Origin of the sequence: Salegentibacter agarivorans (assembly GCF_900113135.1) — a bacterium.
In the GTDB taxonomy this organism is placed as follows: Bacteria; Bacteroidota; Bacteroidia; order Flavobacteriales; family Flavobacteriaceae; genus Salegentibacter; species Salegentibacter agarivorans.
On sequence record NZ_FOOH01000010.1, the window covers coordinates 68,295 to 83,598 of the forward strand.

The 15,304-nt window shown below is 37.4% G+C and carries 8 protein-coding genes and 1 tRNA gene; 8 read left to right on the forward strand and 1 reads right to left on the reverse strand.

Annotated elements, in window-relative coordinates; genetic code table 11:
- The first annotated feature begins 234 nt into the window (after nucleotides 1–234).
- The 5 genes from dnaE to BM084_RS09135 all read left to right on the forward strand — a co-directional run bounded on the left by dnaE (nucleotide 235) and on the right by BM084_RS09135 (nucleotide 7,953).
- Nucleotides 235–4,626 (forward strand): DNA polymerase III subunit alpha, encoded by a 4,392-nt coding sequence (gene dnaE / locus BM084_RS09115; protein WP_093304419.1) that lies wholly within the window; start codon nucleotides 235–237, stop codon nucleotides 4,624–4,626.
- A gap of 316 nt (nucleotides 4,627–4,942) precedes the next feature.
- Nucleotides 4,943–5,260, forward strand: a complete 318-nt coding sequence (gene trxA / locus BM084_RS09120; protein WP_075325050.1) for a thioredoxin — start codon at nucleotides 4,943–4,945, stop codon at nucleotides 5,258–5,260.
- A 102-nt stretch (nucleotides 5,261–5,362) separates the two neighbouring features.
- Nucleotides 5,363–6,295, forward strand: coding sequence for a DUF58 domain-containing protein (locus BM084_RS09125; RefSeq protein ID WP_093304422.1), 933 nt, complete (start codon nucleotides 5,363–5,365; stop codon nucleotides 6,293–6,295).
- An 86-nt stretch (nucleotides 6,296–6,381) separates the two neighbouring features.
- Nucleotides 6,382–6,455: transfer RNA gene (locus BM084_RS09130), tRNA-Asp, on the forward strand.
- Between the two features lie 454 nt (nucleotides 6,456–6,909).
- Nucleotides 6,910–7,953, forward strand: coding sequence for a site-specific integrase (locus BM084_RS09135; protein WP_245764362.1), 1,044 nt, complete (start codon nucleotides 6,910–6,912; stop codon nucleotides 7,951–7,953).
- A gap of 89 nt (nucleotides 7,954–8,042) precedes the next feature.
- On the opposite strand, the gene BM084_RS09140 is transcribed toward BM084_RS09135, so the two are convergent.
- Entirely contained in the window at nucleotides 8,043–8,804 is a 762-nt protein-coding gene (locus BM084_RS09140; RefSeq protein ID WP_093304424.1) for a VIT1/CCC1 transporter family protein, read from the reverse strand.
- 227 nt (nucleotides 8,805–9,031) lie between these two features.
- Here BM084_RS09140 and BM084_RS09145 point away from each other — a divergent pair, with 227 nt between their 5' ends.
- From BM084_RS09145 to BM084_RS09155, 3 genes are all read left to right on the forward strand, one after another.
- The gene (locus tag BM084_RS09145) at nucleotides 9,032–9,433 is read left to right on the forward strand and encodes a hypothetical protein (protein ID WP_093304427.1); all 402 of its coding nucleotides are present in this window, start codon (nucleotides 9,032–9,034) and stop codon (nucleotides 9,431–9,433) included.
- 68 nt (nucleotides 9,434–9,501) lie between these two features.
- Entirely contained in the window at nucleotides 9,502–13,836 is a 4,335-nt protein-coding gene (locus BM084_RS09150; RefSeq protein ID WP_093304430.1) for a CusA/CzcA family heavy metal efflux RND transporter, read from the forward strand.
- Entirely contained in the window at nucleotides 13,833–14,963 is a 1,131-nt protein-coding gene (locus BM084_RS09155; RefSeq protein WP_093304432.1) for an efflux RND transporter periplasmic adaptor subunit, read from the forward strand. Before BM084_RS09150 ends, BM084_RS09155 begins: the two co-directional genes overlap by 4 nt.
- Nucleotides 14,964–15,304: the final 341 nt, after the last annotated feature.

The following is a 15,304-nucleotide window of genomic DNA, read 5'->3' on the forward strand; positions in this document are numbered from 1 at the left end:
GTAGTAGTTTTTAGTGTTCGTATAGACCTCACAACTTACCGGAAACGGTGTTTGTGAGGTTTTTTTATTTATGCAAAATAGGAACTTCTTTTAAGTGAAAAAGTATCGTTAATAAATCCTGAAAAATTAACTTGAGGCTGCGCTAAATTATATGTAATTTTAGCCTCGAAGCAGGTGTTTTTTCTTCTGAAATAAACATCTCATATTCAGCTTAATTCCTAATTTTCGCCGCACATGTACCTTATTTTTGATACCGAAACTACCGGTCTTCCCAAACGCTGGGATGCTCCTTTAACCGATTCTGATAACTGGCCAAGATGTATACAAATTGCCTGGCAGTTACATGATGAAATGGGGCGGCTTGTTGAAAGTCAGGATTATCTGGTAAAGCCCGAAGGTTTCAATATTCCATACGATGCTGAAAAAGTCCACGGAATTTCTACCGAGCTTGCTGCTGAAGAAGGAATCTCTTTAACTGAAATGCTAGAGAAATTCCAGGAAGCGCTGAATAAAACCAAATTTGTAGTAGGGCAAAATGTAGGTTTTGACCTGAATATTATGGGGGCCGAATTCCATAGGGAAGCGATGGAAAATAACCTCCAGGAGTTACCGGTTTTGGATACCTGTACCGAAGTAACCGCACAAATGTGTAAAATCCCCGGTGGGCGTGGCGGGAAATTTAAATTACCCACCTTAACCGAATTACACGAATTTTTATTCGATGAACCTTTTGGCGAAGCCCATAATGCCACTGCCGATGTGGAGGCAACTACCAGGTGTTTTTTAGAATTAGTGCGTCAAAGAGCTTTTACAAAGGAGCAGCTTGATGTACCTGCAGATTATTTTGAGAATTTTTCAGAAGCTAATCCGCAGCCTATAGAGCTTATTGGATTAAAACACATTAACCTTAAAAAGGCCTCCGAAGAAATAAGAAAAAGGCTTCAAAAGCAACAACCTACTTCAGAAATCACTACTGAAGAAATTGAGGAAAACCTTGAAAAGCTTGATGAGGTTCCTTTTTCGCATTTACATAACCATTCACAGTTTTCGGTTTTACAGTCTACAATTAGTATAAAAGATCTTGTAAATGTTGCTGTAGAAAATAATATGCCTGCTGTAGCGCTTACAGATCATGCAAATATGATGGGCGCTTTTCATTTTGTAAAAGAAATTGGCGATTATAATAAAGCAATTAGAGCAAAAAATGAAGAGGCAGTTGCCAATAACGAACCGGCAGAAGCCAGGGAATTAAAAGCTATTGTAGGCTGTGAATTTTTTGTTTGTGAAAATCACGCTGATAAATCCCGAAAGGATAATGGCTACCAGGTAGTAATGTTGGCCAAGAACAAAAGAGGCTATCACAACCTGGCCAAAATGTCTTCTAAAGCTTATACCGATGGGTTTTATTATGTGCCGCGAATTGATAAGGAGATTATAAAGGAGTACAAAGAAGATATTATTGTACTTACCGGTAACCTTTACGGGGAAGTGCCGAGTAAGGTTTTAAATGTTGGAGAAAACCAGGCTGAAGAAGCTTTGCTTTGGTGGAAAGAAGAATTTGGCGAAGATCTTTACATAGAGATCATGCGTCACGACCAGGAAGATGAAAATCGTGTAAATACAGTGCTGGTAGATTTTGCTAAAAAGCATAATGTAAAACTGGTGGCTAGTAATAACACCTATTATTGTGCGAAAGAAGATGCCAACGCCCACGATATTTTATTGTGTATAAAAGACGGCGAGAAGCAGGCGACTCCAATAGGTCGTGGTCGTGGTTACCGTTATGGTTTGCCAAACCAGGAATATTATTTTAAGAGTGGCGAAGAGATGAAAAATCTCTTTAAAGACCTACCTCAGGCCATTAGTAATGTGCAGGAGGTTGTAGATAAGATTGAGCCTTTTGAGCTGGCTCGTGATGTACTTTTACCTGCATTTACCATTCCTGAAGAATTTTTAGTTGAGGAAGATAAAAACGATGGTGGTAAACGAGGGGAGAATGCATACCTGAAACATATCACTTTTGTTGGTGCTAAAGAGCGCTACGGGGAACTCACTCCCGATATTGAAGACCGACTTAATTTTGAGCTTTCGGTTATTGAAAATACCGGTTATCCAGGCTATTTTCTTATTGTAGAAGATTTTATTCGCGAGGCCCGGAATCTGGATGTTTCGGTTGGGCCCGGCCGTGGTTCAGCGGCTGGAAGTGCCGTTGCCTATTGTTTAGGAATTACCAATATAGACCCCATTAAATACGATCTGCTTTTTGAGCGTTTCCTAAATCCCGATCGTGTAAGTATGCCCGATATTGATATTGACTTTGATGATGAAGGTCGAAGCCGGGTTATGGATTATGTAATTCAAAAATATGGTGCTAACCAGGTGGCACAGATCATCACCTACGGAACCATGGCTGCTAAATCTTCCATTCGAGATACCGCCAGGGTGCTGGATCTTCCTTTAGGAGATGCCGATAGGATCTCGAAATTGATCCCTACCATGTCAAAGCTCGGGAAGATCTTTGGAATGGATGAGAAGGAACTCAAAAAGAAATTCAGGAGTGAAGATCTGGAAAAAGTAAACGAACTTTTAAATATAGCTGAAGGGGATGACCTGGAAGCACAAACAGTAAACCAGGCGAGAATTCTTGAAGGCTCGGTTAGGAATACCGGGATTCACGCTTGTGGGGTGATTATTACTCCGGGAGATATTACTAATTATGTGCCGGTTTCGGTAGCAAAGGATTCCGATCTTTATGTTACACAGTTTGATAACTCGGTTGTAGAAAGCGCCGGACTACTAAAAATGGACTTTTTGGGGTTAAAGACGTTAACCTTGATTAAAGATACGGTTCAAATTGTAAAAGGCAGGCATAATATAGATTTGGTGCCCGATGAATTTCCGTTAGATGATGAAGAGACTTACAAGCTTTTCCAACGTGGGGAAACGGTAGGGATTTTTCAATATGAATCGCCGGGAATGCAGAAGCATATGAAAGATCTTAAGCCAACGGTTTTTGATGATCTTATTGCTATGAATGCATTGTACCGTCCCGGGCCAATGGAATATATCCCGAGTTTTATTGCCCGAAAGCACGGCCACGAGGAAATTGCCTACGATTTACCTGAAATGGAAGAATACCTCCAGGAAACCTACGGAATTACGGTTTACCAGGAGCAGGTGATGTTACTTTCGCAAAAGCTGGCCGGCTTTAGTAAAGGTGAAGCCGATGTTTTACGTAAAGCGATGGGTAAAAAGATCTTCGCTTTGCTGGAGCAATTAAAGCCAAAATTTTTGGATGGTGGTGAAGCAAAAGGTCATCCAAGAGATGTTTTAGAGAAGATTTGGAAAGACTGGGAAGCTTTTGCAGCTTATGCTTTTAATAAATCTCACTCTACCTGTTATGCCTGGATTGCTTACCAAACCGCCTATTTAAAAGCGCATTATCCTGCGGAATATATGGCAGCGGTGCTTTCTAATAATATGAACGACATTAAGCAGGTTACTTTCTTTATGGAAGAATGTAAGCGAATGAAGCTTGACGTGTTGGGGCCAGATGTGAATGAATCTTTTTATAAGTTTTCGGTAAATAAAGATTATGCCGTTCGTTTTGGAATGGGCGCTATAAAAGGTGTGGGTTCCGGTGCTGTTGCTACTATTGTAGAAAACCGAAGAACAGAAGCTGGACCATATAAATCTATTTTTGATATGGCGAAACGTATCGATTTGCGTTCGGCTAATAAAAAAGCTTTTGAAAATCTTGCTTTAGCGGGCGGTTTCGACGGATTTGGAGATACACACCGTGCGCAATATTTTCACGATGATGGCGACGGAATTACCTTCTTGGAGAAAGTGATAAAATATGCTGCAAAATTCCAGGAAAATGAAAACTCTTCCCAGGTCAGTTTATTTGGGGAAGCCAGTGAGGTCCAAATTCCCGAACCTGTTGTGCCGCCTTGTGAAGAGTGGGGCACTATGGAAAAACTGAGAAGAGAACGGGAAGTGGTAGGAATCTACATTTCGGGTCACCCGCTGGACGATTTTAGGTATGAGATGGATTATTTCTGTAACTCCAAATTGGGAGAATTTAATGATTTGGAAAGATGCGTAAACCGTGACCTAACTTTTGGGGGTGTGATTAGTGATGTGCAGCACAGGGTTTCAAAAATGGGTAAAGGCTGGGCGATGTTTTCGGTTGAAGATTATACCGATACCTATGAGTTTAGGATGTTTGGAGAGGAATATTTAAAATTCAGACATTTTTTGGTGCCGAATTCTTTTGTGCATATCAAGATCTTTGTAAAAGAAGGCTGGACCAATAAAGAAACCGGTAAAAAGGGAGAGCCAAGAATTCAGTTCAATAACATTTATTTGCTGCACGATGTGATGGATCAATTTGCGAAAAAGCTAACGATTCAACTGGATATTGCTGATCTGCACGAGGAGAAAATCAATTGGTTTAAAGATGTTTTTAGAACCCACAGAGGTGACCATAAACTGAATTTTGTGGTTTATGAAATGAAAGAACAGGTGAAATTACATATGCCGAGCAAGAAACAAAAAGTAAAAATATCACAAGAGCTTTTACATACTTTGGAAGATGAACAGGTAATGTATAAGTTGAATTGATTTCAGTTGGCAGTTTTTCAGTAGCAGTATGCAGTAATATGTTTTTTAAGGCCACGAATGCACGAATATTTATTTTTCACTGCTCACTGCTCACTGCTCACTGCCAACTAGAAACTGATTTTTCCGGTTAGGTATTGAAGCAAGCTACCGTGTAGCGCTGAAAGCCCGACCCCGCGCTACGAGCGTGGGGAAACCGCCAAATAAACGAGTTGAATAAGCGTATAATTAAATACAATATCGCTTGTGTAAGGAAAGCAAAAATATTTGACTAATTTTACACTTTAATGATAATAACAGAAATTAAAAATAGATAATTATGGCTATTGAAATAACTGATGCGAATTTTGAAGAGCAGGTACTAAAAAGTGACAAACCTGTAATGGTAGACTTTTGGGCTGCATGGTGTGGACCTTGTAGAATGGTAGGACCAATTATTGAGGAAATTAGTACTGAATATGACGGGAAAGCCGTTGTAGGAAAACTAGATGTTGATGCTAACCAGGAGTTTGCTGCGAAATACGGAGTGAGAAATATCCCAACCGTGCTTATTTTTCAAAATGGAGAAGTAGTAGGCCGCCAGGTAGGTGTTGCACCAAAAAATACTTATGCTGAGGCTTTAGACGAATTGCTATAAATTTTAGCATTTTATATAATTTGAAAACCCGGTCTTGTACCGGGTTTTTTATTGCCGGTTTTTTAGTTTTAAAACAGCGGCTTTTATTTATCTTAGTACAGGATGGATTTAAAGGAAGAAATATATAGTTCGGCGGCGGGGTTTACCCAGTTAGAACTTTTGGCGAAACAGGTGGTAGAAGGTCATATTTCGGGAATTCACAAGAGTCCGTTTCACGGGTTTTCTGCGGAATTTGCCGAACATAAGATTTATAATAACGGCGAAAGCACCAAACATATAGACTGGAAGCTTTTTGCCAAAACCGATAAACTCTACACAAAACGCTACGAAGAAGAAACCAATTTGCGTTGCCATTTTATAATGGATAATTCGGCTTCGATGCATTATCCTGAGGTGAAGAAATTTTCGGCAGACTCACTTAATAAAGTCGGTTTTTCGGTATTATCTATCGCCAGTATTATGCAGATTTTAAAACGCCAGCGAGATGCTGTGGGTCTTAGCATATATAGTGATGAATTTGAGTTTTACGCGCCTGAAAAAGGCAGCGATCGCCATCAGCATATGTTACTGGATGCGCTTAATAAAAGTCTTGAAAAGAAAACAACTCATAAAGCAACTAAAACTTACACTTTTCTACATCAAATTGCCGAAAAGTTAAAACGCCGTTCCCTGGTGTTTTTGTTTACCGATATGTTCCAGGCCGATACCGAAGAAGCAGCACTTTTTGAAGCTTTGCGGCATTTAAAATACAATAGGCACGAAGTTGTTTTGTTTCACGTAATGGATAAAAAGCGGGAATTAGAATTTGACTTTGAAAATATCCCGAAACGATTTACCGACGTGGAAACCGGGGCCGAAATAGATCTTTATTCTGAAAATATTCGAGAAAGTTATCAAAAGGCGGTACAAAAATATGTTGCTGACCTGAAATTAGAATGCGCTAAATACAAGATTAATTATGTAGAAGCGGAAATTAATAAAAACTTCGATAAAATTTTGACAACCTATTTTGTTGAAAGACAAAAGTTTGCCTAATGGTATAAAAATAATGCTGAAAAAATTTAAAAAAAGGTTTGTGTAATAATAAAACAGATGTATATTTGCACTCGCAATAAAGCAACGGTCTGGTAGTTCAGTTGGTTAGAATACCTGCCTGTCACGCAGGGGGTCGCGAGTTCGAGTCTCGTCCAGACCGCTTTTAAAGTACCAAAATATCCTAAAAAGCCTCAAAATCAATGATTTAGAGGCTTTTTTTATTCCCAAACCTTTCAAAATATCACAAAAAATGCTAAGTGATTGGTGCTGAATTCGGTGCATATTTTTTTATGAAAATATATGCACCTTGAAACTCCTAATGACCTGTTAATAAAATAGTTGCGACGTTTTTTTAACACTTAAATTTTATACCTTGAGGTGCATATTTAAAACAAGCACCGATGATCAACTCACTATTTATTACTTTTTATCCGAAAAAAACGACTTCCAATCAAAACACGAAAGCCGTTATTTACGCACGTCTTACATATAACAGTAAGCGCACAGATTTTACAACATCATGAAAAATTGATGCAGGTAAATGGAATAGCCATACGAATAGCACCCGTGGGAATTCGACGGAGGCAAAAGCATTAAAAAGATACCTTGACGATATGCGAGCTTCCTTATATGATATTCACGATCGCCTTTTAAGAGAGGGGAAAAGAGTTTCTGCGAAGATTATAAAGGATATCTATATGGGCAAGGAGGAGAAGCAGTATATGCTGGTTGAAATTTTTCAGGATCATAATGATGATATGGAAAAACTAATCGGAAAAGGATATACCAAAGGAACTTTGCAAAGATATAATGCCTGTAAAAAGCATATTGAAGATTACATTAAGTATCGTTATAAAGTAAAAGACATACCCGTAGAAGATGTGGACCACCAATTTATTGTTGGGTTTAATCATTATTTAAAATCGGAAAAAGACTGTGCTCACAATACGGCCCAAAAGTATATCGTTAATTTTAAAAAGATCATCCGTATCGCTTATGCGAATCAATGGATAGAAAAAGATCCCTTTTTCCATTGGAAAGGGAGTTGGAAACCTTCCGAACGAAAATTTCTTACGGATATTGAAGTTCAGAATTTGGTGGAACAGTATTTTGAAATTCCGCGCCTGGATCGAATGAGGGATATTTTCGTCTTTTGCTGCTATACCGGTCTATCATTCTCTGATGTAGAAAAATTGAGCGCAAATGATATCGTTTTGGATTCAAAAGGTAAGCAATGGATAAAAACCAAAAGACAAAAAACCAAATCACTAAGCAGTGTACCTTTGCTTGATATTCCAAAAGCAATACTTGAGAAATATGCAGACCATCCCAAGGTAAAAATGGGGAAAGTAGTTTTGCCGGTTTATTCCAATCAAAAATATAATGCTTATTTGAAGGAAATAGCCAGCGTTTGCGGTATTAAAAAGAACCTTACCACACATTTAGCCCGTCATACATTTGCCACGACCGTAACACTATCTAAAGGTGTTCCTATAGAGTCTGTAAGCAAGATGTTAGGACATAGGTCTCTTAAGACCACACAGATTTATGCCAAAGTTTTAGATGAGAAGGTAGAAAAAGATATGGAAAAGTTGCAGGAGCAACTTAGAAAGGAGCAAGAAAAGAAGAAAAATAAAGAGAAGCCAGGTGAGGAATGAATTTTAATACAATGATCGAGCAATCTTTAATTTTTTGAAATAAGCAATATAGGGATAATATTTTATTCTAACCGGATTAAATAGAGCTCCTATAAAAACATCTTTTCCAGTACATCTCCTACGTAATAGGCAAGAAAAGCTGCAATTCCGCCTAATAATAAGGTTTCGAGAATTCCTATAATTACATTTTTTTCGGTTACCAAACTTTTTAGTGCTCCTACAATTGAAAGTGCAACTGCGGTAAGAATACATGAATAAATAAAAAGTTGAGAATTTATGTTGGAGGTATCATCACTCATAAATACATAAGAAAGTAGAGGAACGGCTCCCACTACTATAAAACTTATAAAGGTGACTCCAGCTGTTTTATACGGAGTTTTTTCACCTCTTACCATATCAAGCTCCTCTTTCATCATAGTATCTACCCACACATCCTTGTCAGCTGTTATTACTTCTACAACCTGCTCCAGTAACTCACCACTAAAGCCTTTCGCGCTATAGATCTCCCTTATTTCCTGAACTTCCTTTTCTCTTAAATTTTCAATCTCCCAATATTCTAACTGCCTGTGTTTATCAAAGTTATCTTTCTCGGCCTTGGTAGAGAAAAAATTACCTACAGACATAGAAAAGCCATCAGCAATTAAATTAGCTAACCCCAGGATGATCACTACTGAAATCCCAAGGCTAGCACCTTCGGCTCCGGCTACGACAGCGAAGGTTGTAATTGCTCCATCTATACCTCCATAGACAAATTCACCTATATATTCCTTATTGAAAAATAATTTTTTCCCACCTGAATGAAGAACCGCTTCATTTTTTGGAGATTGATTTGGTGGTTTGTTATCTAACATACGACTTCATGTGAATATTAAAGTTAATAGAAAAAGATTAGAATAATCAAGCTAATTGAAGATTAAAAGATTTAGACTATAAATGTATTAAGGGATATTTTTTAAAAACAAAATTTACTGTTTATAATTGGTTTAAATTCTTCTTACAACTAAGTTTAAATTAATAACTTTCATATATTTGAAATTAATTCTGGCGCTTCGTTCAGTAACGGTTTTATCTTTATAAAATGAATGCTATCCTTTCCATTGGTCTGTCTATGCTGTTTTTATTCCAGGGATTTACTCTAAACCTTAAGGATTTAGCACAAATCGGGGATTTAGTAGAACACGTGAATTTTCATGCTAATACCTACGGAGATAGTTTTGAAACTTTTCTTTCTAAACATTATGGCGAATTAAAAGAGAAGCACGCGAAAGATAATCAGGAGGAAGAAGATGAGCATGAAAAACTTCCATTTAGCCACCAAACTAATATTCAGAATTTTATAGTTTTTGTTCACTTACCTAATGATAATTTTTGTTCTAAGGTCATTTTAGGTTCAACTACTCCATCAATCTTTTTTTATTCAGAATCTTACTCTTCTATTAGAGAATCTAAGATTTTTCAGCCTCCTCGGTTAGCAGCATAAAATTTTAGTTTTTAAAATTCTTATCTGCAAGATGTTTCTTGTGGTTCATTTGTTTTATACACAATTTTATGCTTTCAAAAATTATAAAGTTCAGTTTGGAGAATAAACTTATTGTTCTTCTGTTTACCCTGTTTATTGCGGGCTATGGTGTTTATACGCTCACTCAAATTCCTATTGGAGCTGTTCCTGATATCACCAATAACCAGGTACAGGTAATAACGACTTCCCAGAATCTTTCTACACAGGATATGGAGCAATTCATCACCTATCCTGTAGAGCTTGAAATGGCAAATTTACCTGGAGTAAAAGAAATACGTTCGGTTTCAAAATTTGGGCTTTCGGTAGTTACCATTGTTTTTGAAGATAATATGGGAACTTATTTACCACGGCAATTAATTGCCGAGAAAATTAAATCAGCTTCCCAGAATATTCCAGAAGGTTTTGGAACTCCTGAAATGGGACCTATAACCACAGGGTTGGGAGAGATATATCAATACATTCTTGATACAAAACCTGGTTACGAAAACCGGTATTCTGCTATGGAGCTTCGTACCATGCAGGACTGGATTGTAAGACGCCAACTTTCCGGCATCCCCGGCGTGGTAGAGGTGAATAGCTGGGGAGGAAAACTTAAACAATATGAGGTAGCCATAAATACAGAAAAGCTTATGGCTATAAACATAAGTACAACCGATGTTTTCACGGCTCTTGAAAAGAATAATAGCGTAGCAGGTGGTGGATATATCGAAAAGGTTAACCAAGCTTATTTTATTCGGGGAGAAGGACTTGTTACATCGCTGGAAGACATTGAGAACATCGTAGTTACAAGAATAGGAAGTAATCCTGTTTATATAAAAGATATTGCCAAGGTAGGTTTTGGTAATGCCATCCGCTATGGTGCCATTACCGCAAATGGGGAGGGTGAAAAGGTACTGGGCCAGGTAATGATGCTTAAAGACGCAAACTCGAATAAAGTAATTGAAGCAGTGAAGGAGCGGGTAGATATCATTTCGGAAAATTTACCGGAAGGTGTTTATATTAATGGTTTCCTTGACAGGAGTGTGCTTATTGGTAAAACCACTTTTACTATTGCGGAGAACCTAATACTCGGTTGTCTTATTGTAATATTTGTGGTGGTTCTTTTACTGGGTAATTTCAGATCGGGACTGGTTGTGGCATCAGTCATTCCGCTCTGTCTTTTATTTGCTCTTGCCCTTATGTACATTTTTGGGGTAGATGCCAATTTGATGAGTTTGGGAGCTATAGATTTTGGAATAATAATAGATGGGGCCGTAATAATTGTAGAATTTATAGCATTTAAAATCACTGCCAAAAAAGGTGAACTTCAAAATCTTCAGAAACAAGAAAGAAGGCTTGTAAAAGATAAGATAACTTTTTCGGGAGCTTCAAAGATGATGAATTCAGCGGTTTTCGGTCAACTAATAATACTAATAGTTTTTATACCTATTCTTTCCCTTAGCGGGGTAGAAGGTAAGATGTTTAAACCTATGGCTCTTACTTTTAGTTTTGCCCTTATAGGGGCTATGATCCTTTGCTTTACGTACGTGCCGGTTATGTCTTCTTTTTTTTTAAAACCATCTAATTTATCAGATAAAAATCTTTCTGTCCGCTTAATGCGTTTCTTAACCCGGGTATATGATCCTGCTATCCGTTTTGCTCTTAATGCCAAAAAACTGGTACTGGTTCTTGCTTTACTAATACTGGCAATTTCCATATATATTTTCAATAGTATGGGAGGAGAATTTGTACCTACATTAGATGAGGGGGATTTTGTAATTCAACCTGTTCTAAAGACGGGAACATCGCTTAGTGAAACTATTAAATTGACTACTCAAATTGAGAATATACTTCTGGATAATTTCCCAGAAGTAGATCAGGTGGTTACCCGAATAGGTGCCGCAGAAGTGCCAACAGATCCTATGTCTATGGAAGAAAGTGATGTGATCATTACTTTAAAGCCAAAAGGAGAATGGGTAAGTGCAGAAAGTAAAGATGAACTGGCAGGTAAATTTAAAGAAGCTCTTTCCGTAATCCCGGGTATGGGGGTGGAATTTACACAGCCCATTGAAATGCGGTTTAATGAGTTGATAACTGGAGTTCGTGCCGATATTGCAATTAAAATCTTTGGAGAAGATCTTAGTGTTTTAGGTACTAAAGCTAACGAGATAGAAAAGCTAATAAGCAATGTAGAAGGAGCAGCAGATATAACCGTAGAAAAAATTGAAGGCCTTCCCCAAATGAATGTCAAATATAACCGGTCTAAAATTGCTAGATACGGGCTGAATATAGCAGATCTTAATGATCTGGTAAGTATGGGATTTTCTGGTAAAACTGTGGGTAATGTTTTTGAAGGTGAAAAAAGATTTGACCTGGTAGTAAGACTGGAGCAAGGCAAAAGAAAGGATCTTGAAAGCCTGCAAAACTTATATGTTGATTCTCCTTCAGGAGATAAAATACCCTTACGGGAATTGGCCGATATCTCATACCAAACCGGTGCTGCTAAAATTTCCAGAGATGATACCCGTCGCAGGATTGTTGTAGGGGTAAACGTTCGTAATCGTGATTTGCAATCGGTGGTAGATGATATACAACTACTTATCAATAATAATATTGAGTTACCCGTAGGTTATAACATCGCTTATGGTGGCCAATTTGAAAATCTTGAAAGTGCCAGGAAAAGACTACTTATAGCCGTTCCTATCGCACTTATTTTAATTTTTATTCTGCTTTATTTCGCCTTTAAATCGGTTAAGGAAGCACTTATAATTTATTCAGCAATACCATTGGCTTCAGTTGGCGGAATTCTACTTTTATGGAGTCGGGATATGCCTTTTAGTATTTCCGCAGGGGTAGGTTTTATAGCCTTGTTTGGAATTGCAGTGTTAAATGGAATTGTTCTTATAGAACATTTTAAAGAATTAAAAAAAGAAGGTATGCCACATAATAATGATCTTATAATCTCAGGAGCAAAAGACAGGTTGCGTGCGGTACTTTTAACAGCCTCGGCCGCTGCCCTGGGTTTTCTTCCTATGGCGGTTTCTTCAAATGTTGGAGCTGAAGTGCAAAGACCATTAGCAACCGTAGTGATAGGAGGTTTGGTGTCAGCTACTTTACTTACTCTCATAGTACTGCCGGTTTTATATTCCATTTTTGGAAATAATATCCGTATAAAACCCGGTAAAAATAAACCTATAGGAGGAACAATGCTGATATTACTATTAATTAGTATACCCGGTTTCACCCAGGAAAAAGACCTGAATTTTGAACAAATAAAACAACTTGCCAGGGAGAATAACGCAGGTTTAAAAGCATCTAAGCTTAGTACAAAAGAAGCTGAAGCCATGATAAACACGGCCTTCGATTTTAGTAATACTGAAGTTTATTATCATTACGATCAAAATAATCTGGCTGTAAACAATGAACCTCTAGAGGTATGGGGTGTACAACAGGATTTCTCTTTTCCTACAGTGTATACTTCAGCCCGGAGACGTAATAAAGCAGAGTATAATCTCCAAAACCTGAGTTACGAACTTACCGAAATGGAGTTTGAAGGTGCGTTGGCTTCAGCATATTACCGCTTACAGTATGAGATGGAGCGGCAACAGGTATATGCTTATTTAGATAGTATTTATAAACATTTTTCCCATTCAGCTACAAGGCGCTTTGAACTGGGAGAAACAAATTATTTAGAGAAGATTACGGCTCAGGCAAAACAACGGGAATTACACACAAGGTATGAACAGGCGGGAGAAGTTGTTATTATTGCCAGGCAGCACCTTCAAAGATTGGTACAGGCAAATGAATCATTAGATGTAGCCAAAATTGAACTGCCAAAATTGGAAATTAAAAATATAGGAGTTGAGGAGCACCTGGTTTTAGATTACCATAAGGCAAGAATTTCGCTCTTTGAAGCTGATGCTAGTTATCGGAAACAGCAATTATTACCCGATATAAGTCTTAACTATTTCACTGGCACTAATTCCAGACTAAATAATTATTTATTTGGATACCAGGTAGGACTTAAAATACCAATTTTATTTACAGGTAAAGCCGCGCGTATAAAATCTAGCGACATTGCAGAGGAGCGAGCTTTACAAGAAGCTGAAGATGCTAAGGTTTTCCTGAAATCAAAATACCTAACCTTAAGTGCCGATCTTAGGAAATACAGTCACGCGTTATCTTATTATGAAAATGAAGGGAATGATCTTTCAGCAGAGATTCTTAAAACTGCTAATTCCAGTTATCAAAACGGAGAAATCGATTTCCTTGAATACATTCAAAGCCTTGAAAGTGCCAATCAAATTCTCTTATCCTATTTAGAGAATCTCAATGCCTATAATCAAACTGTAATTGCTATTAATTATTTAATACCCCAGGAATGAAAAATCTCAATTTTCCATTATTTATCCTTTTTTCCATTTTAATCCTTAGCTGTAAGAATGCTGAAGAGAATAAAGATCAGGCTAAAAAGCTTGGTTCCAATGAAGTCATTGTTACGCCAAGTCAATTCAGCAGTAACCAAATGCAACTGGGTAATCTCGTGGAAAAAAGCTTCCCTGAAGTGGTGAAAACTACTGGAGAAATAGATGTGCCACCAGAAAGCCGGGTGGCAATAAATGCTTTTATAGGAGGATATGTAAAACGTATCCCGCTATTGATTGGAGATGAAGTTAAAATTGGTCAGGCATTGGTTACATTAGAGAATCCTGAGTATATAGAAATCCAGCAAGAGTACCTGGAAGTAGCAGAACAACTAAATTATCTTAAAGCAGATTTTGAAAGACAGGAAACCTTACTAGAGGAAAAAATAACTTCAGAAAAAAAATTCCTGCAGGCAGAAAGCGATTTTAGAAAAAACCTTGCCAGATATAATGGTTTAAAGCAGAAATTAAAAATGCTTAATATTAATCCTACCAGGGTGGAGGAGGGCAATATAACTTCAGAAGTTACAATCTATTCCACAATTAACGGAAGGGTCACCAATTTAGATATAAGTAGGGGTATGTTTGTTTCTCCGACAGATCGTATAATGGAGGTCATTGATAAAAAGCATATGCACCTTGAGCTAATTGCTTTTGAAAAAGATATTTTAAAAATTAAAGAAGGTCAGGATATAACTTTCAGGATTCCTGAGTCGTCTTCTGAATCTTTTAATGCTAAAATCTATCTGGTAGGAACAACAATTGAGAGGGATAGCAGGACTTTAAAAATACATGGCCATTTGCCAGATAGTTTAGTTGATCAATTTTCTGTGGGAATGTTTGTAGAAGCAGATATATTAACCAATAAATCTACTCAGTTTGCATTACCAGAAGAGGCTGTCATAACCCAGGACGAAATTTCGTATGTACTTAGATTGGAAGAAGAAAATGAAGATGGGTATACTTTTAGAAAACAATCCGTAAATGTTATAAATACGTTTGAAGGATTTATTGGAATCGCTAATGAACCCGGGTTCACAAAAAAGGACCGCTTTTTAGTAAAGGGAGGTTTTAGACTTATTGATTAACTGGATTTTTAGCGCTTTGTGAACCAGTTAGTAATTGATCATCAAGAATTTTTCTAAATCCATGAATCCCAAGCTAAAGGACTTATGTGTGATTTTTTTGATGACATTAAATTTGATGCTAGTTGTAATATTTTGATAATATAAAACTTAAAAATCAGCCTTCAGGATCACAGAATCGATCAAAAGAAACTAAATAAAATGATAGCTTTTTTATCATTTACTTTTTTCATCTGGAGCATTTTCCTTTTGGACGTCAAAAAAGAACGGAAAAGTAGAAAAGAATGATAATTTCCGTTCTTTAACTTCATTTACTTCTTTCAGCGCCTTCGCATTACCTTTTG

Coding starts and splice junctions, on each gene's coding strand:
- trxA (WP_075325050.1), top strand. CDS start 4,943: ATGGCTATTGAAATAACTGATGCGAATTTTGAAGAGCAGGTACTAAAA.
- BM084_RS09140 (WP_093304424.1), bottom strand. CDS start 8,804: ATGTTAGATAACAAACCACCAAATCAATCTCCAAAAAATGAAGCGGTT.
- BM084_RS09155 (WP_093304432.1), top strand. CDS start 13,833: ATGAAAAATCTCAATTTTCCATTATTTATCCTTTTTTCCATTTTAATC.
- BM084_RS09125 (WP_093304422.1), top strand. CDS start 5,363: ATGGATTTAAAGGAAGAAATATATAGTTCGGCGGCGGGGTTTACCCAG.
- BM084_RS09135 (WP_245764362.1), top strand. CDS start 6,910: ATGCGAGCTTCCTTATATGATATTCACGATCGCCTTTTAAGAGAGGGG.
- BM084_RS09150 (WP_093304430.1), top strand. CDS start 9,502: ATGCTTTCAAAAATTATAAAGTTCAGTTTGGAGAATAAACTTATTGTT.
- BM084_RS09145 (WP_093304427.1), top strand. CDS start 9,032: ATGAATGCTATCCTTTCCATTGGTCTGTCTATGCTGTTTTTATTCCAG.
- dnaE (WP_093304419.1), top strand. CDS start 235: ATGTACCTTATTTTTGATACCGAAACTACCGGTCTTCCCAAACGCTGG.